Source organism: Enterobacter sp. A8 (genome assembly GCF_004296595.1).
Classification (GTDB): Bacteria; Pseudomonadota; Gammaproteobacteria; order Enterobacterales; family Enterobacteriaceae; genus Enterobacter; species Enterobacter cloacae.
This window is the reverse complement of record NZ_SCMF01000002.1, coordinates 229,523-251,008: the sequence shown is the minus strand read 5'-3', so window position 1 is coordinate 251,008 and position 21,486 is coordinate 229,523. Positions and strand designations below refer to the sequence as shown.

The 21,486-nt window shown below is 57.6% G+C and carries 21 protein-coding genes and 1 riboswitch; of the genes, 10 read left to right on the top strand and 11 right to left on the bottom strand.

Annotated features, from left to right (window positions below; all coding sequences use genetic code 11):
* The first annotated feature begins 159 nt into the window (after positions 1 to 159).
* Complete coding sequence (gene uvrB / locus EQV24_RS09220; RefSeq protein WP_130626490.1) at positions 160 to 2,175, top strand: excinuclease ABC subunit UvrB; 2,016 nt, start codon at positions 160 to 162, stop codon at positions 2,173 to 2,175.
* Between the two features lie 71 nt (positions 2,176 to 2,246).
* Here uvrB and yvcK read toward each other — a convergent pair whose 3' ends face one another.
* Positions 2,247 to 3,155: a uridine diphosphate-N-acetylglucosamine-binding protein YvcK gene (yvcK, locus tag EQV24_RS09215; RefSeq protein ID WP_040020669.1), complete on the bottom strand. Its 909-nt coding sequence runs from the start codon at positions 3,153 to 3,155 to the stop codon at positions 2,247 to 2,249.
* A gap of 226 nt (positions 3,156 to 3,381) precedes the next feature.
* Positions 3,382 to 3,516: riboswitch (molybdenum cofactor riboswitch) on the top strand.
* Here yvcK and moaA point away from each other — a divergent pair.
* The 6 genes from moaA (at position 3,504) to EQV24_RS09180 (ending at position 6,977) form a co-directional block, all read left to right on the top strand.
* On the top strand, positions 3,504 to 4,493 hold the full coding sequence (gene moaA / locus EQV24_RS09205) for a GTP 3',8-cyclase MoaA (protein ID WP_038984999.1): 990 nt from the start codon (positions 3,504 to 3,506) through the stop codon (positions 4,491 to 4,493). It overlaps the preceding riboswitch by 13 nt.
* Positions 4,494 to 4,517: 24 nt before the next feature.
* The gene (gene moaB, locus EQV24_RS09200) at positions 4,518 to 5,030 is read left to right on the top strand and encodes a molybdenum cofactor biosynthesis protein B (RefSeq protein WP_013097493.1); all 513 of its coding nucleotides are present in this window, start codon (positions 4,518 to 4,520) and stop codon (positions 5,028 to 5,030) included.
* Positions 5,031 to 5,033: 3 nt separating this feature from the next.
* Positions 5,034 to 5,519: a cyclic pyranopterin monophosphate synthase MoaC gene (gene moaC / locus EQV24_RS09195; RefSeq protein ID WP_013097492.1), complete on the top strand. Its 486-nt coding sequence runs from the start codon at positions 5,034 to 5,036 to the stop codon at positions 5,517 to 5,519.
* Positions 5,512 to 5,757, top strand: coding sequence for a molybdopterin synthase sulfur carrier subunit (gene moaD, locus EQV24_RS09190; RefSeq protein ID WP_013097491.1), 246 nt, complete (start codon positions 5,512 to 5,514; stop codon positions 5,755 to 5,757). The genes moaC and moaD overlap by 8 nt, the downstream gene beginning before the upstream one ends.
* A 1-nt stretch (position 5,758) precedes the next feature.
* Entirely contained in the window at positions 5,759 to 6,211 is a 453-nt protein-coding gene (gene moaE, locus EQV24_RS09185) for a molybdopterin synthase catalytic subunit MoaE (protein WP_038984995.1), read from the top strand.
* A gap of 58 nt (positions 6,212 to 6,269) precedes the next feature.
* Positions 6,270 to 6,977, top strand: coding sequence for a Bax inhibitor-1/YccA family protein (locus tag EQV24_RS09180; protein WP_014831151.1), 708 nt, complete (start codon positions 6,270 to 6,272; stop codon positions 6,975 to 6,977).
* 83 nt (positions 6,978 to 7,060) lie between these two features.
* Here EQV24_RS09180 and EQV24_RS09175 read toward each other — a convergent pair whose 3' ends face one another.
* From EQV24_RS09175 to EQV24_RS09165, 3 genes are read right to left on the bottom strand one after another with little or no spacing between them, the layout of a single operon-like run.
* Complete coding sequence (locus tag EQV24_RS09175; protein ID WP_013097488.1) at positions 7,061 to 8,023, bottom strand: YbhN family protein; 963 nt, start codon at positions 8,021 to 8,023, stop codon at positions 7,061 to 7,063.
* A complete protein-coding gene (gene clsB, locus EQV24_RS09170; protein ID WP_130626489.1) occupies positions 8,023 to 9,261 on the bottom strand; it encodes a cardiolipin synthase ClsB in 1,239 nt (412 codons plus the stop codon). The genes EQV24_RS09175 and clsB overlap by 1 nt, the downstream gene beginning before the upstream one ends.
* Positions 9,258 to 10,019: an endonuclease/exonuclease/phosphatase family protein gene (locus EQV24_RS09165; protein WP_013097486.1), complete on the bottom strand. Its 762-nt coding sequence runs from the start codon at positions 10,017 to 10,019 to the stop codon at positions 9,258 to 9,260. The genes clsB and EQV24_RS09165 overlap by 4 nt, the downstream gene beginning before the upstream one ends.
* Positions 10,020 to 10,152: 133 nt before the next feature.
* Between EQV24_RS09165 and EQV24_RS09160 the strand changes: the two genes are divergently transcribed.
* Positions 10,153 to 10,563, top strand: coding sequence for a YbhQ family protein (locus tag EQV24_RS09160; protein ID WP_014831155.1), 411 nt, complete (start codon positions 10,153 to 10,155; stop codon positions 10,561 to 10,563).
* Here the strand turns inward: EQV24_RS09160 and EQV24_RS09155 are convergent.
* The 5 genes from EQV24_RS09155 to cecR are packed head-to-tail and all read right to left on the bottom strand — an operon-like array spanning position 10,525 to position 16,165.
* Complete coding sequence (locus EQV24_RS09155) at positions 10,525 to 11,631, bottom strand: ABC transporter permease (protein ID WP_038984991.1); 1,107 nt, start codon at positions 11,629 to 11,631, stop codon at positions 10,525 to 10,527. The two genes, EQV24_RS09160 and EQV24_RS09155, sit on opposite strands and share 39 nt — an antisense overlap.
* Before the next feature lie 9 nt (positions 11,632 to 11,640).
* Positions 11,641 to 12,774 carry an ABC transporter permease gene (locus EQV24_RS09150; RefSeq protein WP_130626488.1) on the bottom strand — a complete coding sequence of 378 codons (1,134 nt, stop codon included), beginning with the start codon at positions 12,772 to 12,774 and terminating at the stop codon, positions 11,641 to 11,643.
* Complete coding sequence (locus EQV24_RS09145; protein WP_013097482.1) at positions 12,764 to 14,503, bottom strand: ATP-binding cassette domain-containing protein; 1,740 nt, start codon at positions 14,501 to 14,503, stop codon at positions 12,764 to 12,766. Before EQV24_RS09145 ends, EQV24_RS09150 begins: the two co-directional genes overlap by 11 nt.
* Positions 14,496 to 15,491, bottom strand: coding sequence for a secretion protein HlyD (gene hlyD / locus EQV24_RS09140; RefSeq protein WP_013097481.1), 996 nt, complete (start codon positions 15,489 to 15,491; stop codon positions 14,496 to 14,498). The genes EQV24_RS09145 and hlyD overlap by 8 nt, the downstream gene beginning before the upstream one ends.
* Positions 15,488 to 16,165, bottom strand: coding sequence for a transcriptional regulator CecR (gene cecR / locus EQV24_RS09135; protein ID WP_130626487.1), 678 nt, complete (start codon positions 16,163 to 16,165; stop codon positions 15,488 to 15,490). Before cecR ends, hlyD begins: the two co-directional genes overlap by 4 nt.
* A 207-nt stretch (positions 16,166 to 16,372) precedes the next feature.
* On the opposite strand from cecR, the gene rhlE reads away from it, so the two are divergent.
* Together rhlE and dinG are read left to right on the top strand one after the other, a co-directional pair.
* Entirely contained in the window at positions 16,373 to 17,725 is a 1,353-nt protein-coding gene (gene rhlE / locus EQV24_RS09130; protein WP_038418948.1) for an ATP-dependent RNA helicase RhlE, read from the top strand.
* A gap of 97 nt (positions 17,726 to 17,822) precedes the next feature.
* Positions 17,823 to 20,000, top strand: coding sequence for an ATP-dependent DNA helicase DinG (gene dinG / locus EQV24_RS09125; protein WP_047352104.1), 2,178 nt, complete (start codon positions 17,823 to 17,825; stop codon positions 19,998 to 20,000).
* Here dinG and EQV24_RS09120 read toward each other — a convergent pair.
* On the bottom strand, positions 19,987 to 20,487 hold the full coding sequence (locus tag EQV24_RS09120; protein ID WP_038984985.1) for a fimbrial protein: 501 nt from the start codon (positions 20,485 to 20,487) through the stop codon (positions 19,987 to 19,989). The two genes, dinG and EQV24_RS09120, sit on opposite strands and share 14 nt — an antisense overlap.
* Positions 20,488 to 20,497: 10 nt before the next feature.
* Positions 20,498 to 21,481 carry a fimbrial protein gene (locus EQV24_RS09115; RefSeq protein ID WP_013097476.1) on the bottom strand — a complete coding sequence of 328 codons (984 nt, stop codon included), beginning with the start codon at positions 21,479 to 21,481 and terminating at the stop codon, positions 20,498 to 20,500.
* Positions 21,482 to 21,486: the final 5 nt, after the last annotated feature.

Genomic DNA, 21,486 nt, shown 5'->3' with positions numbered 1-21,486 from the left:
CAGTCGAAATTTTGACCGGGAATACGCTAATCCTTCGGGTGCTATGCTAAATATCGTGACACGCTACTGGTTTTACATCCAGTGTTTTTTACTGGCATTCCTGGCCACAACGAGTAAAATTACTCACCTGCCGCTTTTTACATCACCAGGTTGTCGCCCATGAGTAAACCGTTCAAACTGAATTCTGCTTTCCGTCCTTCTGGCGACCAGCCTGAGGCGATCCGTCGTCTTGAAGAGGGGCTGGAAGATGGGCTGGCACACCAAACGCTGCTGGGGGTGACCGGTTCGGGTAAAACCTTCACCATCGCCAACGTCATTGCGGATCTGCAACGCCCCACCATGGTGCTGGCGCCCAACAAAACGCTGGCGGCGCAGCTGTATGGCGAGATGAAAGAGTTCTTCCCGGAGAATGCCGTGGAGTATTTCGTCTCGTATTACGATTACTACCAGCCAGAAGCCTATGTGCCGAGCTCTGACACTTTCATCGAGAAAGATGCCTCGGTGAACGAACACATTGAGCAGATGCGTCTCTCGGCGACGAAGGCGCTGCTGGAGCGTCGTGATGTGGTGGTGGTCGCATCGGTGTCTGCCATCTACGGTCTGGGCGACCCGGATCTCTACCTCAAGATGATGCTGCACCTGACGCAGGGGATGATCATCGATCAGCGCGCGATTTTGCGCCGACTGGCGGAGCTGCAGTACACCCGTAACGACCAGGCGTTCCAGCGCGGTACGTTCCGCGTGCGCGGCGAGGTTATCGACATCTTCCCGGCGGAATCGGACGACATTGCCCTGCGCGTTGAGCTGTTTGACGAAGAGGTGGAACGCCTGTCGCTGTTCGACCCGCTCACCGGCCACGTCGAGTCCGTTATTCAGCGTTACACCATCTACCCGAAAACGCACTACGTAACGCCACGCGAGCGTATTGTGCAGGCGATGGAAGAGATCAAAGAGGAGCTGGCGGAACGCCGTAAGGTGCTGCTGGCGAACAATAAACTGCTGGAAGAGCAACGCCTGAGCCAGCGTACCCAGTTCGATCTGGAGATGATGAACGAGCTGGGCTACTGCTCCGGCATCGAAAACTACTCCCGTTTCCTCTCCGGTCGTGGGCCGGGCGAGCCGCCGCCGACGTTGTTTGACTACCTTCCGGCGGACGGGTTACTGGTGATCGACGAATCCCACGTCACGATCCCGCAGATCGGCGGGATGTATCGCGGTGACCGCGCGCGTAAAGAGACGCTGGTTGAGTACGGCTTCCGTCTGCCGTCGGCGCTGGACAACCGTCCGATGAAGTTTGAAGAGTTTGAAGCGCTGGCACCGCAAACCATTTACGTTTCGGCGACGCCGGGCAACTACGAGCTGGAGAAATCGGGCGATGAGGTGGTTGACCAGGTGGTTCGTCCGACAGGGCTGCTGGATCCGGTGATCGAAGTCCGTCCGGTTGCGACGCAGGTGGACGATCTGCTCTCCGAGATCCGCGCCCGTTCGGCAATCAACGAGCGCGTGCTGGTCACCACGTTGACCAAACGTATGGCGGAAGACCTGACCGAATATCTGGAAGAACACGGCGAGAAGGTGCGTTATCTGCACTCGGATATCGATACCGTGGAGCGTATGGAAATTATCCGCGACCTGCGTCTGGGCGAGTTTGACGTGCTGGTGGGGATCAACCTGTTGCGAGAGGGTCTGGATATGCCGGAAGTCTCGCTGGTGGCAATCCTCGACGCCGACAAAGAGGGCTTCCTGCGTTCAGAGCGCTCGCTGATCCAGACCATTGGCCGCGCCGCGCGTAACGTCAACGGTAAAGCGATTCTCTACGGCGATAAAATCACCCCGTCGATGGCGAAAGCGATTGGCGAAACGGAACGCCGTCGCGAGAAACAGCAGCGCTACAACGAAGAGCATGGCATTACGCCGCAGGGTCTGAACAAGAAGGTGGTGGATATTCTGGCCCTGGGTCAGAACATTGCGAAGACCAAAGCGAAAGGACGCGGCAAGGCGCGTTCCATGGTGGAGGAAGATACCGTCGCGCTGACGCCGAAAGCGCTGCAGCAGAAAATCCACGAGCTGGAAGCGCAGATGATGCAGCACGCCCAGAACCTGGAGTTCGAAGAGGCAGCGCAAATTCGCGACCAGCTGCATCAGCTGCGGGATCTTTTCATCGCCGCATCTTAGGTAAAGCAGCGTGTTTTCGCCCTCTCCCTGGAGAGGGCCAGGATGAGGGCATCAGGCCGCACAAAACGAGCCTAACCCAACTCCTGAATCGCCTTCTCCAGCGCGTCACGCAACAAGTGACGGTCATGACGGTATTTGATATCGCTGGCCTCCAGCGGCTCCTGCACCACCACGCGATCGCCAATACCCGACACATCCACTTTCGGCCCGACCACGACACCATCGATGATTTTTTTACCGACGTACTGCTCCATCAGTTCCAGTTTATCCGCCAGGGACAGGCTGGCCGCAGCCGGACTCAATTCACGGCCTAAATTACCGATGTACACCATCGGGGCGGGCGTTCTGCGCAGGGCCTGCGCCAGCTCTTTCACCAGTAAAATCGGCATCAGGCTGGTGTAAAAACTGCCCGGGCCAATCAGGATCAAATCCGCCTCGGCGATGGCCTCAACTGCTTCACGCGTGGCGGGAACGGCCGGGTAAGTCATCAGCTCTTTTGGCGGCAGCGTAAGCTGATCAATATTTACTTCGCCGTACACTTCATGGCCTTCCACGTCGATGGCCATCAAATCGACCGGTTGTTCAGACATCGGGATCAGGAACGCATCCACTTTGAGCAGATTGCGGATGAGATTGATCGCTTCCAGCGGGCGCACGCTCAGGTGATCCAGCGCTTTAAGCATCAAATTTCCAAGGTTATGCCCGGAAAGTTCCCCGTTACCGCCAAAACGGTACTCAAACATCGCCGAGGCGACGCTCGGTTCGGTAATTAACTGGTTCAGGCAGTTACGCATATCGCCCCAGGCAATGCCGCCTTCTGCGCGTCGGATCCGCCCCGTCGATCCGCCGTTATCCGTTGTTGTTACTATCCCTGTCAGTCTTGAGCCAAGGGATGACAAAGAGGACATCACCCGGCCCAGACCATGGCCTCCACCCAGTGCCACCACCCGGTCAAGATCCGCAAAAGTGCGATTGCGCATACCTATTCCTTATCACGTTCGATCTGCGTAACAGTAACCTAACTACCCCTAAAAGACGATGCCTCAGCCAGGGCAAAATGACGTATATCAATGCGAATCTGCTGTTTTGGCGTATTCTGTAACGAAAATGCACGATCAGGTCGCTATATACATGTTTATATAGCGTTAAGCGATAATGGCGAAAGGGTGATTTACGCGCTACTATCGCCATAACCACGTTTTCAAATTTGAAAACATACACTCTAGCCCTGGTGCCTGTGTCGAAAGATATGGCGCCCTGGCCGTGGCAACTATGCCACCAGGGTACAGAAAGAAATGACTGTGCCTCCCGTATCTGGAAAGGTGTACATGGCTTCACAACTTACTGATGCTTTCGCGCGTAAGTTTTACTACTTACGTCTGTCGATTACCGATGTGTGCAACTTCCGTTGCACCTACTGTCTGCCCGACGGCTACAAACCGGGCAGTGTCACCAATAACGGCTTTCTCTCCGTGGATGAAGTTCGCCGCGTTACGCGCGCGTTCTCGGCACTCGGCACGGAAAAAGTGCGTCTGACCGGCGGAGAACCTTCGCTGCGCCGTGACTTCCCCGACATTATTGCCGCCGTGCGTGAAAACGAACACATCCGTCAGATTGCGGTGACCACCAATGGCTACCGCATGGCGCGCGATGTCGCAACCTGGCGTGATGCGGGCTTAACGGCCATTAACGTCAGCGTGGACAGCCTGGATGCCCGTCAGTTTCATGCCATTACCGGGCAGGATAAATTCCAGCAGGTGATGGACGGTATTGATGCCGCGTTTACCGCCGGGTTCGATAAGGTCAAAGTCAACACCGTACTGATGCGTGATGTAAACCATCATCAGCTGGACACCTTCCTGGCGTGGATCAAATCCCGCCCCATTCAACTGCGGTTTATTGAACTCATGGAGACGGGCGAGGGCAGCGAGCTGTTCCGCCGCCACCATATCTCCGGCATGGTGTTGCGCGATGAGCTGCTTAAACGCGGCTGGATCCACCAGATCCGCCAGCGCAGCGACGGCCCGGCGCAGGTCTTTTGTCACCCGGATTACGAAGGGGAGATTGGACTTATCATGCCTTACGAGAAAGATTTCTGCGCCAGCTGTAACCGCCTGCGCGTCTCCTCGGTGGGCAAACTGCATCTCTGTCTGTTCGGGGATGGCGGCGTTAACCTTCGCGATCTGCTGGAAGACGATGCGCAACAGACCGCGCTGGAAGCGCGTATTTCTGAGGCGCTGACGCATAAAAAACAGACCCACTTCCTGCATCAGGGCAACACCGGCATTACTCAGAACCTGTCATACATTGGCGGGTAATCAGGCTTAAGAAGGAACCAGAAGATGAGTCAGGTCAGCGCGGAATTTATCCCGACACGTATTGCCATCCTTACCGTTTCCGACCGTCGTGGCGAAGAGGATGACACCTCCGGCCACTGGCTGCGCGAAGCCGCCCATGACGCCGGGCATAAGATCGTTGATAAAGCGATCGTCAAAGAGAACCGCTATGCCATACGCGCGCAGGTCTCCCAGTGGATTGCCAGCGATGAAGTGCAGGTGGTGTTGATCACCGGCGGCACCGGTTTTACCGCAGGCGACCAGGCGCCAGAGGCGCTTATCCCGCTGTTCGACCGCGAGGTAGAAGGCTTCGGCGAAGTGTTTCGCATGCTGTCGTTTGAAGAGATTGGTACCTCGACGCTGCAGTCACGTGCGGTGGCGGGCATGGCGAACAACACACTGATATTCGCCATGCCGGGCTCGACCAAAGCCTGCCGCACCGCGTGGGACAACATTATCGCCCCGCAGCTGGATGCCCGTACCCGTCCGTGTAATTTTCATCCCCATTTAAAGAAATAAGCTATGTCGCAACTGACCCACATTAACGCCGCTGGCGAAGCGCATATGGTGGACGTTTCTGCCAAGGCCGAAACGGTCCGCGAGGCGCGTGCCGAAGCGTTCGTTACCATGCTGCCAGACACCCTGGCGATGATTATCGACGGCAGCCACCATAAGGGTGATGTCTTTGCCACTGCCCGCATCGCCGGGATCCAAGCGGCGAAACGCACCTGGGACTTAATTCCGCTCTGCCACCCGCTGATGCTCAGCAAGGTGGAGGTCAATCTTCAGGCCCAGCCAGAGCACAACCGCGTGCGCATCGAATCGCTGTGTCGTTTAACCGGTAAAACGGGCGTGGAGATGGAAGCGCTGACGGCGGCGTCCGTTGCCGCGCTGACTATCTACGATATGTGCAAAGCGGTGCAGAAAGATATGGTGATTGGCCCGGTTCGTCTGCTGGCGAAAAGCGGCGGCAAATCCGGTGATTTTAAGGTGGACAGCCATGATTAAGGTGCTCTTTTTTGCCCAGGTGCGTGAACTGGTGAATACCGACAGCCTGACGCTGGAGGCGACGTTTAAAGACGTTGCCGCACTGCGTGCGCATCTGGCGGCGCAAAGCGACCGTTGGGCGCTGGCGCTGGATGAAGGGAAGCTGCTGGCCGCCGTCAACCAGACGCTGGTGGAGTTTACCCATCCGCTGGCGGCAGGTGATGAAGTGGCCTTCTTCCCACCGGTGACGGGGGGTTAAGATGGTTGATACGCGAATTCTGGTTAGCCCTGAGCGCTTTAACGTCGGTACGGAATATCACTGGCTGGCAGAGCGCGATGAAGACGGTGCTGTTGTGACCTTCACCGGTAAAGTGCGTAACCACAACCTTGGCGACAGCGTAAAAGCGCTGACGCTGGAACACTATCCGGGCATGACCGAGAAATCTCTGGCTGCGATCGTCGAAGAGGCGCGAGGCCGCTGGCCGCTCGGGCGTGTGACGGTTATCCACCGCATCGGTGAGATGTGGCCGGGCGAGGAGATCGTTTTCGTGGGGGTGACCAGCGCCCATCGCGGCAGCGCGTTTGCTGCCGGGGAGTTCATCATGGATTACCTGAAAACCAAAGCCCCGTTCTGGAAACGTGAAGCGACGCCGGAGGGGGAGCGGTGGGTTGAATCGCGCGACAGCGACAAACAGGCCGCCAGCCGTTGGTAACAGGTTTATGTGGATGTGTTAGTCTTAACGTGTGTGTCTACTTAATCAGGAGTGAATCATGGACCGATTTCCGCGTTCCGATTCGATAGTACAGCAGACCCGTAGTGGCCTGCAGACGTATATGGCTCAGGTTTATGGCTGGATGACGGTGGGCTTACTGCTTACCGCATTTATCGCGTGGTATGCGGCCAATACCCCTGAACTGATGATGTTTATCTTTTCCAGCAAAATCACCTTCTTTGGGCTGATCATTGCGCAACTGGCACTGGTGTTTGTGCTCTCCGGTCTGGTACAGAAGCTGAGTGCCGGGATGGCGACCACCCTGTTTATGCTCTATTCGGCACTGACGGGGCTGACGCTTTCCAGCATTTTCATCGTCTATACCTACTCCTCCATCGCCAGCACCTTTGTGGTCACCGGCGGGATGTTTGGTGTGATGAGCCTGTACGGTTACACCACCAAACGTGACCTCAGCGGTCTTGGCAACATGCTGTTCATGGGGCTGATCGGGATTGTGCTGGCGTCGCTGGTGAACCTGTGGCTGAAGAGCGACGCGCTGATGTGGGCGGTGACCTATATCGGGGTGGTGATCTTCGTTGGCTTAACCGCCTACGACACCCAGAAGCTGAAAAACATCGGTGAGCAGATTGACGTGCGTGACAGTTCCAACCTGCGTAAATACTCAATTCTGGGTGCCCTGACGCTGTATCTGGACTTCATCAACCTGTTCCTGATGCTGCTGCGTATTTTCGGCAACCGTCGTTAAATACTGCCCCTCACCCTAACGGTGCGGTTTTTCTCCCTCTCCCTGTGGGAGAGGGCCGGGGTGAGGGCATCAGACCGCTGCGCCTATTTTGCCATCGCCTTCTCGTTCTTCGCTCTTAGCTTCTTCGCCCGGCTCTCAAGCACCAGATAACAGACCGTGGCCAGTGCCAGCGGCAGGAAGTAATAGAGCATGCGGTAGGCGAGCAGGGCGGCGATAATCGTCCCATGAGAAACATGTTCTCCGGCAAGCAGGGCGATAAATACCGCTTCCAGCACCCCAATCCCGGCCGGAATATGTACGATCACCCCGGCAATACTGCTCACCAGCAGCACCCCCAGCACGAAGAAATAATTCACATCTTCGCCAATGAGCAGCCAGATAATTGCCCCCATCGCCATCCAGTTGGCGCTGGAGACCGCCATCTGCAGCACGGCAAATTTCCATGAAGGTAAAACCAGCTTTTGCCCTTTGATGGTCATATGGCGGCGTCTGGCAAAGGCGCAGGCCCAGAGATACAGGGCGATAATGAGCAGGAGCGCGAAACCTAAAATCCGCAGCGTGGCTTCATCGATATACCAGTGTGCGGGCAACTGCACCACGCCGATGGTAAAGATCACCCCACCCAGCAGAATATAACCCAGCCAGTTGGTGGTAATGCTCAGCGAAAATATACGCGTGATGGTCCCACCGGGCAGTCCCAGGCGCGAGTACAGGCGATAGCGCATGCCAATCCCCCCGACCCAGGTGCTGAGCGTCAGGTTAAAGGCGTAGCAGATAAACGACACCAGCATGACCTGGCGTTTTGCCAGCTTGTGGCCGCAGTAGGCGCGGCCCAGCAGGTCATAGCAGCCGTACATCAGATAGCTCACAATCACCAGCCCAACCGCTCCCAGCAGCACCATCCGGTTGTAGTTGCGGATGACTTTCCACACCTCTTCCCAATCCACCTTTTGCGCGTAAACCACCAGCAGCACCGCAACGGCAATAAAAAACAGCCAGGTCAGGATCTTTTTCGCCATTCGCCAGCGTGGATGCGATTTAGACATCAGGTTTTCCCTCCATCTTCCGCCTCAATGCGGTCCTGGGTTTCCATCTCGGGTTGAACAGGCGGATCCACCAGCGCAAGTTTTGGGGTATGCGCCGGCAGCCAGCCCACCATCGCCGGGAAATGGCGCAGGAAGTGGAACACCACTACGCTGATCCCCAGATTCCACCAGGTGCGTTTTGGCACCATGGACTCGTCCACGCGCACGCAGTCGTTGACGATCAGACCCTGCAGGTTATCCCGCAGGGTCTGGTTAAACTGGCGATCGTGAATGATCAGGTTCGCTTCCAGGTTAAGCGACAGGCTCAGCGGATCGAGGTTACTGGAGCCGACGGTCGCCCAGTGATCGTCCATCAGCGCGACTTTGCCGTGCAGCGGTCGGCGACGGTATTCGTAGATCTGCACTCCGCCTTTGAGCAGGTAGTTATAGAGCAGCCGCGCGCCGACTTTGACGATGGGCATATCCGGCTCGCCCTGCACAATCAGCTTCACGCGGACGCCGCGTCGGGCAGCACTGCGCATGGCGTGCAGCAGCCGGTAGCCCGGGAAGAAGTAGGCGTTGGCGATGATCACTTCGCGTTTGGCATTCGCCAGCATTTTCAGGTAGTGGCGCTCAATATCGTCCCGGTGCTCGCCGTTATCCCGCCAGACGAACAGCGCCTGCGCTTCGCCGGGCTTCCGGTTCTCTTCCGGACGATGGCGGCGCTTCCACCAGCGTCGGGCGGCCTCTTTGCCGGGTAAGTTTTCCAGTTCAAACAGCAAAATGTCCTGAACCACAGGCCCTTCGATGCGGATGGCGTAATCCTGCTTGGCCTCCGGGCCGTAGTCAGACATATGCTCGGCGGAGTAGTTAATGCCACCGACAAACGCCACCGTCTCATCAACGACGACGATTTTGCGGTGCATCCGGCGAAAGAGATTGGTACGCATGCCGAACAGGCGAGGGCCGGGATCGTAGTAGCGGAACACAACGCCTGCGGCAGTGAGCTTATTCACGAACGCATCGCTAAGATCGGGCGAGCCATAGCCATCCAGCAGCGCTTCAATTTTGACGCCGCGCTGGGCGGCGCGCAGCAGCACGCTGTGCAACTGTTTGCCCACATCATCTTCAAACCAGATAAAGGTCTCGAGGATCACTTTATGCTGCGCGTGGTCTATCGCATCAAAAACGGCGGGGTAATATTCGTCCCCGTTGACCAGCAGCGTGATCCGGTTGCCTTCCTGCCAGGTACATTTCATAAGTGGATCTCCGCGCTCAGCGGGGCATGGTCGGAAAGGTGGCGCCAGTTAAGCAACGCCAGCGCGGTCGGGCTGCTGGCATGGGCGTTTTTCACATAAATGCGGTCAAGCCTCAGCAACGGGAAGCGCACCGGAAACGTGCGCGCAGGTCTGCCGTGCGCGCGGGTGAAAATTTCCTCCAGCCCGGCCTCCACTTTCAGAGGGTGGTTAGCCCGCTGCCGCCAGTCGTTGAAATCCCCGGCAATGACCACTGGCTCTCCTTCGGGCAGGGCGTTAGTCCACTCGGCCAGCATCTGCAGCTGTGCCTGGCGATGCGCTTCCCGCAGACCGAGATGCACACAGCCAACGTGCACCGGAAAATCGAGATCCGGCGGGGCGATACGGCAATACAGCAGCCCACGCTTTTCGCTTTCGCCGACGGAGACGTCCCGGTTCTCGTAATGTTCAATGGGATAACGCGACAGCACCGCATTTCCGTGATGTCCTTCAGGATAGACCGCATTGCGGCCGTAAGCGTAATCACTCCACATGGTGTCGGCCAGAAATTCGTAGTGGGGCGTGTCGGGCCAGTTTTCGAAGTGCATCGGATGGACCTCGTGCGCGCCCATCACTTCCTGCAGGCAGACAATGTCCGCGCTGACGGTGCGAACCGCGTCGCGCAGCTCCGGTAAAATGAAGCGGCGATTAAATGCTGTGAAGCCTTTATGAATGTTTATCGTCAGCACTTTAAGCGAGAAATGCTGCATTTTTTTGGTCATAAGCTCCTTCCTGAGTGACTATCCCAATGAAAATAAAGTGTAGTCGTCGTCACAAAAAGATGCGGTGTTACGGAATTTTCCGTAAAGTGCGGTAGTCTGATTAGGCAGAGAAAAATCCTTCAGGAGAGAAGCCATGAAGTGGCAACAACGTGTTCGTGTCGCAACGGGTCTAAGTTGCTGGCAGATAATGTTGCATTTACTGGTCGTGGCCGTACTGGTGATGGGCTGGATGAGCGGCACGCTGGTGCGTGTTGGCTTAGGACTATGCGTCCTCTATGGCGTCACCGTGCTGTCGATGTTGTTCCTGCAGCGCCATCATGAAGCGCGCTGGCGCGAGGTGGGTGATGTGCTCGAAGAGCTCACCACCACCTGGTACTTTGGTGCCGCAATGATTGTGCTGTGGCTGCTGTCCCGCGTGCTGCAAAACAACCTGCTGCTGGCGCTGGCCGGTCTGGCCATTCTTGCAGGGCCTGCGGTGGTCTCTTTGCTGGCCAAAGAGAAAAAGCTACGCAATGTTGCGTCTAAACATCGCGTACGCCACTGACCCCGTCGTGGCCGCTATGACCAGTAGCGGCCACAAACTTCCCCAGATAATATCCAGACTCGCATCCTTCAGATAAATTTGCTTGGTGATATCCGTAAAGTGACGAATCGGGTTTATCCACGTCAGATCCTGTAACCACACCGGCATATTCTCAACCGGCGAAACATACCCGGAGAGCAGGATGGCCGGCATCATAAAGACAAACACGCCAATAAACGCCTGCTGCTGCGTGGAGCAGAGCGCGGAAATCAGCAGGCCAAACCCGACCAGCGACAGCCCGTAGATCAGCATCGTGAAGTAGAACAGCGCCAGCGACCCGGCGAACGGGATCTGGTAGGCCCAGATCCCCACGCCCAGCACGATGGTGGCCTGGAACGTGGCAACAATCAGGGCGGGAACCGCTTTACCGACGAAGATTTGCCAGGTCGCCAGCGGGGAGACCAGCAGCTGATCGAGCGTACCTTGCTCGCGTTCGCGGGCGACGGACAGGGAGGTGACGATCATCACCCCAATGGTGGTGATCATGGCGATCAGCGACGGCACCACAAACCATTTGTAGTCCAGGTTTGGGTTGTACCAGTTACGTACCACCAGCTCGCTGTTGTTGGGCTTCGGTTTCCCCTCCATCAACTCCTGCTGATAATCCTTCACCACCTGTTGCAGATAATTCGCGGCAATCTGCGCGCTGTTGGAGTTACGCCCGTCGAGGATCAACTGCATGGGCGCGGGCTGGAAGGTGTCCAGATTGCGGGAAAAATCAGCCGGAAAACGCACCAGCAGCAGCGCTTTCTGGGTATCGATGGTGGGCTGGATCGCCTGTGGGCTTTTCAGCAGCAGGATATGGGTAAAAGCCTTCGCCCGGGCAAAGCGCTGGGTCAGCTCGACGGAATGTTTACCGTTGTCTTCGTTGTAAATCGCGATGGTGGCGTTGGTCACCTCAAGCGTGGCGGCAAAAGGGAACAGAAACACCTGGATGAGCACCGGCAACACCAGAATGGCGCGGGTTTGCGGCTCGCGCAGCAGCGATTGCAGCTCTTTGCGTATTAACGTCCATAAACGGTGAAACATGTTCGCTCCTTAATCCAGACGCCGTTTGGTTTTCATCCACGTCAGCCCAATAAACATCGCCGCCGACGCCAGCAAAAACAGGGTATTGATAATCAGCACTCCCGGAATATTCCCCGCCAGGAACAGGCTTTGCAGCGTGCTGACGAAATAGCGCGCCGGAATTATGTAGGTCACGGCACGGATCACCGCGGGCATGCTGTCTATCTGGAAGATAAACCCGGACAGCATAATCGACGGTAAAAAGGCGGCGTTCAGCGCCACCTGCGCGGCGTTAAACTGGTTGCGGGTGACGGTGGAGATGAGCAGCCCCATGCCCAACGTGCTCAGCAGGAAGAGGCTGGTAATGAAAAAGAGCAGCACCAGTGAGCCGCGGTACGGCACCCCGAGGATAAACACCGAGACCAGCATACAGAGCAGCATCGCCAGCATGCCGAGGAAGTAGTAGGGGATAAGCTTACACAGCAGCAGCTCAAGGCGCGTCACTTCGGTTGAAAGCAGCGCCTCCATGGTGCCGCGCTCCCACTCGCGGGCAATCACCAGCGAGGTCAGGATTGCGCCAATCACCGTCATAATGATGGTGACCGCACCCGGGATAATAAAATGCTGGCTGATGGCGGCAGGGTTAAACCAGTAGCGCATCTGTATGTCGATCAGCGGTTCGAACGTTTCGCCCCGGTCTTCGGCGCGCTGCATCTGCCAGAGCTGCCAGATCCCCTCCACGTAGCCCTGGACAAAGTTGGCGGTATTCGGCTCGCTGCCGTCAGTGATCACCTGGATCGGTGCAGCGGTATCTGCCCGCGCCATGTTGGTGGCAAAATCGACCGGGATCACCACCAGACCGCGGATTTTCCCGGCCTGCATCTTCTGAATAAGCGCTTGCCGGTTGTCGCTGATGGTGGCGTCAATGTAGGGCGAGCCGGTCATGGCGTGGGTGAAATCCAGCGCCTCTTCGCTCTGCTGCTCCAGTAATATCCCGACCCGCAGCTTGCTGGAGTCGAGGTTGATCCCATAGCCGAAGATAAACAGCAGCAGAAGCGGGATAACCACCGCAATCAGCCAGCTGCTGGGGTCACGCACGATCTGACGCGTCTCTTTGATGCACAGCGCGCGCACCCGGCGCCAGGAAATCGCGTTATTGCGCATCGGCATTCTCCTTATCCCAGTCGTGGATGAGGGTGATAAACGCCTGCTCCATGGTCGGGTCCGGCACCTCGTCGTCTGCGGCCTGGGCTTTCAGGTCATCCGGCGTGCCGTGGGCAATCAGCTTGCCGCGATAGACCAGCCCGATGCGATCGCAATACTCCGCCTCGTCCATAAAGTGGGTGGTTACCATCACCGTTACCCCTTTCTCCACCATACTGTTGATGTGCAGCCAGAACTCGCGGCGGGTGAGGGGATCAACACCTGACGTGGGTTCATCCAGAAACAGAATATCGGGCTCGTGCATCAGCGAGCAGGCCAGCGCCAGCCGCTGTTTGAAGCCCAGGGGCAACTCATCCGTGGCGTGGGAAGCGATAGCTGTCAGGCCAAACGCCTCGCTCATGCGGTGGATTTTCTCGTCCTGGGCGCGCCCTCGCAGGCCGTAAACGCCGGAGAAAAAGCGCAGGTTCTGCTCGACCGTCAGGTTGCCGTACAGCGAGAACTTCTGCGCCATATACCCCAGATGCTGGCGCGCCTTGCCGGAGCTGACTTTCAAATCCATATCCAGTACCAGCGCTTTGCCGGACGTAGGCACCAGCAGGCCACACATCATCTTAAAGGTGGTGGATTTCCCCGCGCCGTTTGGCCCGAGCAGGCCAAAAATTTCACCGCGCTTCACCGCGAAATTGACGTTATCGGTGGCGGCGAAATCACCGAATTTTTTGGTCAGGGATTTGGCTTCGATCACCGTCTCACCCGGCGTACCTTCTACCGTGTGCAGGATCGCCCCGAGCGGCGATTCCGAAGTACCCGCACCGCCCAGCAGATCGATAAACGCGTCTTCAAAGCGGGGAGCCGTCTCTTCCATCTCAATGTCAGGCATGCCCGGCGCGTGACGAATATCCGCTTCGGTCGCCTCTTTGGTCAGGATCACGCGCACCGAACGGCCCTGAATCATCCCGTCGCTGACCTGGGGCAGCTTCAGCACCCGTTGCAGCAGTTTGCGGTTCGACTCCTGCGGGCTGTGCATCAGGAAACTGCGTCCGGCCATGCTTTGGGTCAGCTTCGTCGGTTCTCCCTGATAAAGCAGCTCGCCTTCGTTCATCAGCAGCACATCGCGACACTGCTCGGCTTCATCCAGATAGGAGGTGCTCCAGAGGATCAGCATTCCGTCACCGGCCAGCTCGTGCACCATCTGCCACAGCTCGCGGCGTGAAATGGGGTCCACGCCCACGCCGGGCTCATCCAGCAGCAGCACTTTCGGCTCGCCGACCAGGGTACAGGCCAGCCCCAGCTTTTGCTTCATCCCGCCGGAGAGCTTGCCCGCCAGACGATCGGTGAAGGGACCGAGGGAGGTGAAGGACAGCAGACGGGCGAAAGTCTGCTGACGGGTTTCACCGGTCACGCTACGCAGATCGGCGTACAGATTAAGGTTTTCCATCACCGTCAGGTCTTCATAGAGACCAAACTTCTGCGGCATATAGCCGAGCATGGCGTGGAGTGCACCGTCATCTTTAATCGGATCGAGCCCGAGCACGCTGGCCGCCCCTTCATCGGGCTTAAGCAGGCCTGCCAGCATCCGCATCAACGTGGTTTTGCCTGCGCCATCCGGGCCAACCAGCCCGGTCACATAGCCTTTCTGGATGGTACAGTTCAGCGGCGCGACGGCCGGTTTTTCCATGCCCGCGAAGCGTTTGACCAGATTGTCGAGCCGGATAACCGCGTCATTCATGTCGTTCCCCGCTGTTCACTTTTACGGTGACTGGCATGCCCTGGCGCAGCGCGTCGTCCGCATCGGTGACGATAATGCGCAGGCGATACACCAGGTCGGTACGCAGATCCGGCGTTTCCACCGTTTTTGGCGTGAACTCAGCGGTGGGTGAAACAAAGCCCACTTTGCCGTGATACGGCTTATCGGGACGGCCGTCGGTATAGAGCAACAGTTCGCGACCCGGCTGCATCTGGCCGAGGTTTGGTTCATCAATGTAGGCGCGCACCCATACCGGACGGGTGAGCGACAGGGTTAAAACGGTGCTTCCGGCGTTGAGCATGCTGCCGGGCTCCACGGCGCGGGTCATCAGCGTGCCATCAGACGGTGCCACCAGCGTGGTGTCGTGCAGATCGAGTTCCGCCTGGGCCAGCTGGGCCTGCGCCTGTTCAAGGCTGGCTTTGGCCTGGGCGATATCCTGCGGGCGGTTACCGGTGTGGTACTGACTCAGTTTGTCCTGTGCGGATTTCAGCGTTGCCTGAGCCTGATCGCGTGATGAACGGGCGTTTTCCAGATCGTTGGCCGAAATAGTGCGGCTTTTCCACAGCCCCTGCTGGCGGGCATAGAAATTCTGCGCATAGTCATAGGCCGCCTGCGCCTGTTTGACTGCGGCAGCAGCCTGGGCAATCTCTTCGTCACGATAACCGGCCAGCATCAGATCATATTGCGCCTGGGCGACGGAAACGCCGGCTTTTGCCTGCATCAGCGCGTTCTCGTAGGGCGCTTTATCAAGCATCCCCAGCGTCTGCCCGGTTTTGATGGTGTCGCCCTCATCCACGTTAAGCGACGCCAGCCGCCCCCCGACGCGGAAGCTCATGTTTACGGTGCGAATATCAACGTTACCGTACAGCGTCAGGCCGCGATCCTGATGGCTTTGATACCACAGCCAGCCACCGACGCCTGCGGCAAGCAAAACAACAACCACCAGAATGATGGCGACAGGTTTTTTCATGACTTCAGGCTCCTTTGCGTTAAGCCTTGCAGGATCAGATCCAGATGACAGGTGATAACCTGGCTAATCTGCGCGGCTTTATCCTCATCAAATTGTGTCCAGCCGGTGCGTAACAGAATCGTTTCTCGGCCCAGACGGAAGGCCAGAATCTCACCCAGCAGGGCGTGGGTATGCAAAATCGTAGCGGTATCGTTGGCGTTTTGCCCGGTATAGGCCGCGATCAGCCGGGTCAGGTGCGTGTGCATCGGGGCAATCACCTGCTCATGCACCAGCTGGTAGGCGGCAGTGGGGAAGAGCTGTTCACGGGAGATAAATCGACTCAGGTTCAGCGTGTCGTCGTGCGTCAGCAGGCGGATCATGTTGTGACAGGCGTTGAGGATCAGCTGGCGGATGGCGTCACGATCGGGCGACGGCTGGCTGAGCAGCGCGGTGGCTTCCTCCACGTGCGGGTGAAATTGCGTGCCAATAAAATCGGCGATCCACTGGGCACAGGCGCGGTATAAATCCTCTTTTGAGCCAAAATAGTAGGGGATAGCCGCAATGTTTTGCCCGGCCTGCGCCGCGATATCCCGGGTGGTGGCGTGTAAGCCATACTCACCAAACTGCGCCAGCGCGGCAGCAATAAGCTGGCTTTTGGCCTGTTCGCCTTTAGAGGTTGTCGGGGTTGTATTCATAGCGGCATTAAAAATTAATCAATCGATTGATTAAGATTATGCCTGATTAGCGAAATCGTCGAGGGAAGGTGGAGGGATATTTTATGCGCCACGTCACAAAAGCTGCTACACTCCGCCCCTTCGCGACATTGTGGTTTTTGTCCTCCCCTATTCGTTATATCTCCCTGAAAACTACACCTGTGATGGTCGGGGCGGTTCGGAGTTTTTATGTCTTTTGATTCCCTTGGCCTGAACCCGGAAATTCTGCGCGCGATCGCAGAGCAGGGCTACGTTGAGCCAACCCCAATCCAGCAGCAGGCGATCCCTGCCGTTCTGCAGGGCCGTGACCTGATGGCCAGTGCCCAGACCGGGACCGGTAAAACCGCAGGCTTCACCCTGCCACTGTTAGAGCTGCTGGTAAAAAATCAGCCGCACGCGAAGGGGCGTCGCCCGGTTCGTGCGCTGATCCTCACCCCAACCCGCGAGCTGGCGGCGCAGATTGGCGAGAACGTGCGTGATTACAGCCGCTATCTCAACATTCGTTCGCTGGTGGTTTTCGGCGGTGTGAGCATTAACCCACAGATGATGAAACTGCGCGGCGGCGTGGACGTGCTGGTGGCAACGCCGGGCCGTCTGCTGGATCTGGAACATCAGAACGCCGTGAAGCTAGATAACGTCGAAATTCTGGTGCTGGACGAAGCCGACCGCATGCTCGACATGGGCTTTATCCACGATATTCGCCGCGTGCTGGCTAAGCTCCCGCCGCGCCGTCAGAACCTGCTGTTCTCCGCGACCTTCTCCGACGAGATTAAAGCGCTGGCTGAAAAGTTGCTGCATAACCCGCTGGAAGTTGAAGTGGCGCGCCGCAACACCGCCTCTGAGCAGGTGACCCAGCACGTGCACTTCGTTGATAAAAAGCGTAAGCGGGAACTGCTCTCCCAGATGATTGGTCAGGGTAACTGGCAGCAGGTGCTGGTCTTTACCCGTACCAAGCACGGTGCAAACCACCTGGCGGAACAGCTGAACAAAGACGGTATTCGCAGTGCGGCTATCCACGGTAACAAGAGCCAGGGGGCGCGTACCCGTGCGCTGGCGGACTTTAAATCCGGTGATATCCGCGTGCTGGTGGCCACCGACATCGCTGCCCGTGGTCTGGACATTGAAGAGCTGCCGCACGTGGTGAACTACGAGCTGCCAAACGTGCCGGAAGACTATGTTCACCGTATCGGCCGTACCGGTCGTGCGGCGGCCACTGGCGAAGCGCTCTCGCTGGTCTGCGTGGATGAACACAAACTGCTGCGCGATATCGAACGTCTGCTGAAGAAAGAGATCCCGCGTATTGAAACGCCGGGGTACGAAGTGGATCCGTCCATTAAAGCGGAGCCAATTCAGAATGGTCGCCAGCAGCGTGGCGGCGGTGGACGCGGTCAGGGCGGCGGCCGTGGTCAGCAGCAGCCACGCCGTGCCGAAGGCGGTGCGCCTAAGTCGGGCAATAAACCGCCTCGCCGCGACGGCGAAGGGAAACCGGCAGGAGAAGGGCAGCGCCGTCGCCGTCCGCGTAAACCGGCTAACCCACAGTAATCTGGAAGCCCGGCCGTAAAGCCGGGCTTTTCTTTTTGCGGCGACGAAAATAAAGTGCCACAATAGTGGCTGTTTATACAGTATTTCAGGTTTTCCGATGGCTTTAACCGCGGCGCTGAAAGCGCAGATTGGTGCCTGGTATAAGGCACTCCAGCAGCAGATCCCCGACTTTATCCCCCGGGCACCACAGCGGCAGATGATTGCCGATGTGGCAAAAACGCTCGCCGGTGACGACGGGCGACATCTGGCGATTGAAGCACCAACCGGGGTCGGTAAAACCCTCTCTTATTTAATCCCGGGCATCGCTATTGCGCGGGAAGAACAAAAGACGCTGGTGGTCAGCACCGCTAACGTGGCGCTACAGGATCAGATCTTCAGCAAAGACCTGCCGCTGCTGCGCAAAATTATCCCCGAGCTGCGTTTTACCGCCGCCTTTGGCCGCGGACGTTATGTCTGCCCGCGTAACCTGGCGGCGCTCGCCAGCAGTGAGCCCACCCAGCAGGATCTGCTGGCGTTTCTTGATGACGAACTGACGCCAAACAACAAGGCGGAGCAGGAACAGTGCGCGAAGCTGAAAGCCGATCTCGACAGCTACAGGTGGGACGGTTTGCGCGATCACACCAGCCAGGCCATCGGCGATGATTTATGGCGCAGGCTCAGCACCGATAAAGCCAGCTGCCTCAACCGTAACTGTCACTACTACCGCGAGTGCCCGTTTTTTGTCGCCCGGCGGGAGATCCAGGAAGCGGAAGTGGTGGTCGCCAATCATGCGCTGGTGATGGCGGCGCTGGAGAGCGAGGCGGTGCTGCCGGAGCCGAAAAACCTGCTGCTGGTGCTTGATGAAGGCCACCATTTGCCTGACGTAGCCCGGGATGCGCTGGAGATGAGTGCTGAAATCACGGCCCCGTGGTTCCGCCTGCAGCTCGATCTGTTCTGCAAGCTGGTGGCCACCTGCATGGAGCAGTTCCGTCCTAAAACTACGCCGCCGCTGGCGGTGCCCGAGCGTCTGAGCGAACACTGTGACGAGGTCTACGGCCTTATCGCATCCCTGAACAACATTCTGAATCTGTATCTCCCGGCGACTCAGGAGGCAGAGCACCGTTTTGCCATGGGGGAGCTGCCGGACGAGGTGATGGAGATTTGCCAGCAGCTGGCGAAGCATCTGGAAAAGCTGCGCGGCCTGGCCGAGATGTTCTTAAACGATCTCAGTGAAAAGACCGGCACCCATGACGTGGTGCGTTTGCACCGTATTCTGCTGCAAATGAACCGTGCGCTGGGCATGTTTGAAGCGCAAAGCAAACTCTGGCGGCTGGCCTCAATGGCGCAGGCGTCCGGCGCGCCGGTCACCAAATGGGCCACCCGCGAAGTGAGAGACGGGCAGGTGCACCTCTTTTTCCACTGCGTGGGCATTCGCGTGGCCGATCAGCTGGAAAAGCTGATCTGGCGCAGCGTGCCGCACGTGGTGGTAACGTCAGCGACCTTGCGTTCCCTGAACAGCTTCTCGCGGCTGCAGGAGATGAGCGGCCTGAAAGAAAAAACGGGGGACCGTTTCGTGGCGCTGGACTCGCCGTTTAACCACTGCGAGCAGGGCAAGCTGGTGATCCCGCGTATGCGCTATGAGCCGCTTATCGATAACGAAGAGCAGCATATTGCCGAAATGGCCGCCTATTTCCGCGAACAGCTGGAGAGTAAAAAATACCCCGGCATGCTGGTGCTGTTTGCCAGCGGACGCGCCATGCAGCGCTTTCTGGAACATGTTACCGATCTGCGTTTACTGCTGCTGGTGCAGGGCGATCAGCCGCGCTATCGGCTGGTAGAGCTCCACCGCCAGCGCATCGATAACGGCGAGCGCAGCGTGCTGGTGGGGTTACAGTCTTTTGCGGAAGGTCTGGATCTGAAGGGCGACTATCTGACCCAGGTGCATATTCATAAAATCGCCTTCCCACCCATCGACAGCCCGGTGGTGATCACCGAAGGAGAATGGCTGAAAAGCCTCAACCGCTATCCGTTTGAGGTACAAAGTCTTCCGGCGGCGTCGTTTAACCTGATTCAGCAGGTGGGTCGTCTGATTCGTAGCCACGGCTGCTGGGGCGAAGTGGTGATCTACGACAAGCGTCTGCTCACCAAAAACTATGGTCAGCGCCTGCTGAATGCCCTGCCGGTGTTCCCGATAGAACAGCCGGAGGTGCCTGAAATAAAAAAACGCCCGGCAAAACAGACTGCCGGGCGTCGGAAAAGCATCCGTGCTAAGGGGCGCGGTCCTACTGGTAAGTAAAGGTGGCCTGAACAACGCTGTTGAAGGTACCCGCCGTCACAGGCAGGGCGGTAGCGTAATAGCGTGCCGCCATGGGAAAATCGGCGGTGTGGGTACCGGCGTCAATCACCACGCTAAAGCGGGCTTCGGGGGCAAGCACGATGTAATCCAGACGATCGGCCAGCTCTAATGCCACCCCTTTGGCGGTGCCACTATTGGCGAATTTAAAGGGGTGGTCCGTATCGCGGGGGCCGTCAACGCTGATGGTGGCAACCGTCAGGGTGGGCGGACAATTGGTGAGCTTTAAATCGAAGTTTTTCCACGGGCCGGTGTCGCCGATATCCTTAAAATCACTGGCGACGGCCTGTCCCAGATCCACCACCATGTTCTGGCTGGCGCTGTCTACCTGGCAGGTGGTGTCGTAAATATTCCCTTCGATATTGAGCGTGACGTCGGTCGCGCCCGCAGAGAGGCTCGTCAGAGCGAGCAAAAGGGATAACGTTTTCATCTTCGCTCCGTTACTGGTATTCAAGATCGATGGTGGCAATCGTATTGGCTTTCCCCGCCGTGACGCTGGCATCCGTCTGGTAATACTGCACCGCGAAGGGGATCACATCCGGAACGCCTGGCTCGGCTCTTCCACCCACCGGGATTGGGTAGTCGTATTTAAGATCGACACCGTCAAGCAGCATTCTCACCCCCACGCCCGTGGCGCTGTCGCTGCCGGGCGTCAGGTTCAGGACATCTGCATACTGGCTGTTGATGCCATTTGCACTGGTTACCGAGGCCGTAAGATTGACCTCTTCGGTACAGGTGGCGGTGATGTTGAAATACTTCCAGGCCGTATAGCTGCCCACGTGGGTAAATTGCGACACCGGGAAATTGCCGAGGGTCACCGTCAGATTTAACGGATCAATAGAACAGGTCGCCGTTCTTTCGCTGACCGTGGCGGAATAGTGGCTGGTATTACGTGCACCAGAAATCCCCACAGAGTTAAAAACCCCGAATCCATAGGGATCCTGCGCGAGCGAAAGGGTACCGCTACCGATATGTGATGCCGTTTTGATTAACCGCTGGGTGTAGCTGAAAGAAAATGTTTGTCCGCTGTCGCTGCTGACCGTCCCAATGGGCGTGGCGGTTGTATCGCATGAGTACCCTTTGCCGCGAACGATCTGCCCGCTGCTGTTCAGAAGCTCAATGCCGATGCCGTCAACATTGGTGGTATACACGCCCGGCATGCCAGGCACTTCCGTTCCCGTTCCGTAATAGCAGGAAATAAGGGTGTGATTCGTCATCGTGCCGGTACAGCTGCCGTTAACGGTATGGGTCTTTGCCGAACCCGGGATGACGCCGCCAATATCGAGTGTTGTGGGTACAGAAAGCGTGCCCGCATCAAGGGTATAAGGCAGATCGGCGCTGTCACAGGAGGTTGCCGCCTGGGCATGCGGCACCAGACACGCGCTCGTGAGTAAAACCAGCAGTGCGAAGACATATCTACACATGTTCA

Excerpts from the sequence above, each read along its gene's own strand:
- uvrB (WP_130626490.1), top strand. The coding sequence starts at position 160 with ATGAGTAAACCGTTCAAACTGAATTCTGCTTTCCGTCCTTCTGGCGAC.
- yvcK (WP_040020669.1), bottom strand. The coding sequence starts at position 3,155 with ATGCGCAATCGCACTTTTGCGGATCTTGACCGGGTGGTGGCACTGGGT.
- moaA (WP_038984999.1), top strand. The coding sequence starts at position 3,504 with ATGGCTTCACAACTTACTGATGCTTTCGCGCGTAAGTTTTACTACTTA.
- moaB (WP_013097493.1), top strand. The coding sequence starts at position 4,518 with ATGAGTCAGGTCAGCGCGGAATTTATCCCGACACGTATTGCCATCCTT.
- moaC (WP_013097492.1), top strand. The coding sequence starts at position 5,034 with ATGTCGCAACTGACCCACATTAACGCCGCTGGCGAAGCGCATATGGTG.
- moaD (WP_013097491.1), top strand. The coding sequence starts at position 5,512 with ATGATTAAGGTGCTCTTTTTTGCCCAGGTGCGTGAACTGGTGAATACC.
- moaE (WP_038984995.1), top strand. The coding sequence starts at position 5,759 with ATGGTTGATACGCGAATTCTGGTTAGCCCTGAGCGCTTTAACGTCGGT.
- EQV24_RS09180 (WP_014831151.1), top strand. The coding sequence starts at position 6,270 with ATGGACCGATTTCCGCGTTCCGATTCGATAGTACAGCAGACCCGTAGT.
- EQV24_RS09175 (WP_013097488.1), bottom strand. The coding sequence starts at position 8,023 with ATGTCTAAATCGCATCCACGCTGGCGAATGGCGAAAAAGATCCTGACC.
- clsB (WP_130626489.1), bottom strand. The coding sequence starts at position 9,261 with ATGAAATGTACCTGGCAGGAAGGCAACCGGATCACGCTGCTGGTCAAC.
- EQV24_RS09165 (WP_013097486.1), bottom strand. The coding sequence starts at position 10,019 with ATGACCAAAAAAATGCAGCATTTCTCGCTTAAAGTGCTGACGATAAAC.
- EQV24_RS09160 (WP_014831155.1), top strand. The coding sequence starts at position 10,153 with ATGAAGTGGCAACAACGTGTTCGTGTCGCAACGGGTCTAAGTTGCTGG.
- EQV24_RS09155 (WP_038984991.1), bottom strand. The coding sequence starts at position 11,631 with ATGTTTCACCGTTTATGGACGTTAATACGCAAAGAGCTGCAATCGCTG.
- EQV24_RS09150 (WP_130626488.1), bottom strand. The coding sequence starts at position 12,774 with ATGCGCAATAACGCGATTTCCTGGCGCCGGGTGCGCGCGCTGTGCATC.
- EQV24_RS09145 (WP_013097482.1), bottom strand. The coding sequence starts at position 14,503 with ATGAATGACGCGGTTATCCGGCTCGACAATCTGGTCAAACGCTTCGCG.
- hlyD (WP_013097481.1), bottom strand. The coding sequence starts at position 15,491 with ATGAAAAAACCTGTCGCCATCATTCTGGTGGTTGTTGTTTTGCTTGCC.
- cecR (WP_130626487.1), bottom strand. The coding sequence starts at position 16,165 with ATGAATACAACCCCGACAACCTCTAAAGGCGAACAGGCCAAAAGCCAG.
- rhlE (WP_038418948.1), top strand. The coding sequence starts at position 16,373 with ATGTCTTTTGATTCCCTTGGCCTGAACCCGGAAATTCTGCGCGCGATC.
- dinG (WP_047352104.1), top strand. The coding sequence starts at position 17,823 with ATGGCTTTAACCGCGGCGCTGAAAGCGCAGATTGGTGCCTGGTATAAG.
- EQV24_RS09120 (WP_038984985.1), bottom strand. The coding sequence starts at position 20,487 with ATGAAAACGTTATCCCTTTTGCTCGCTCTGACGAGCCTCTCTGCGGGC.
- EQV24_RS09115 (WP_013097476.1), bottom strand. The coding sequence starts at position 21,481 with ATGTGTAGATATGTCTTCGCACTGCTGGTTTTACTCACGAGCGCGTGT.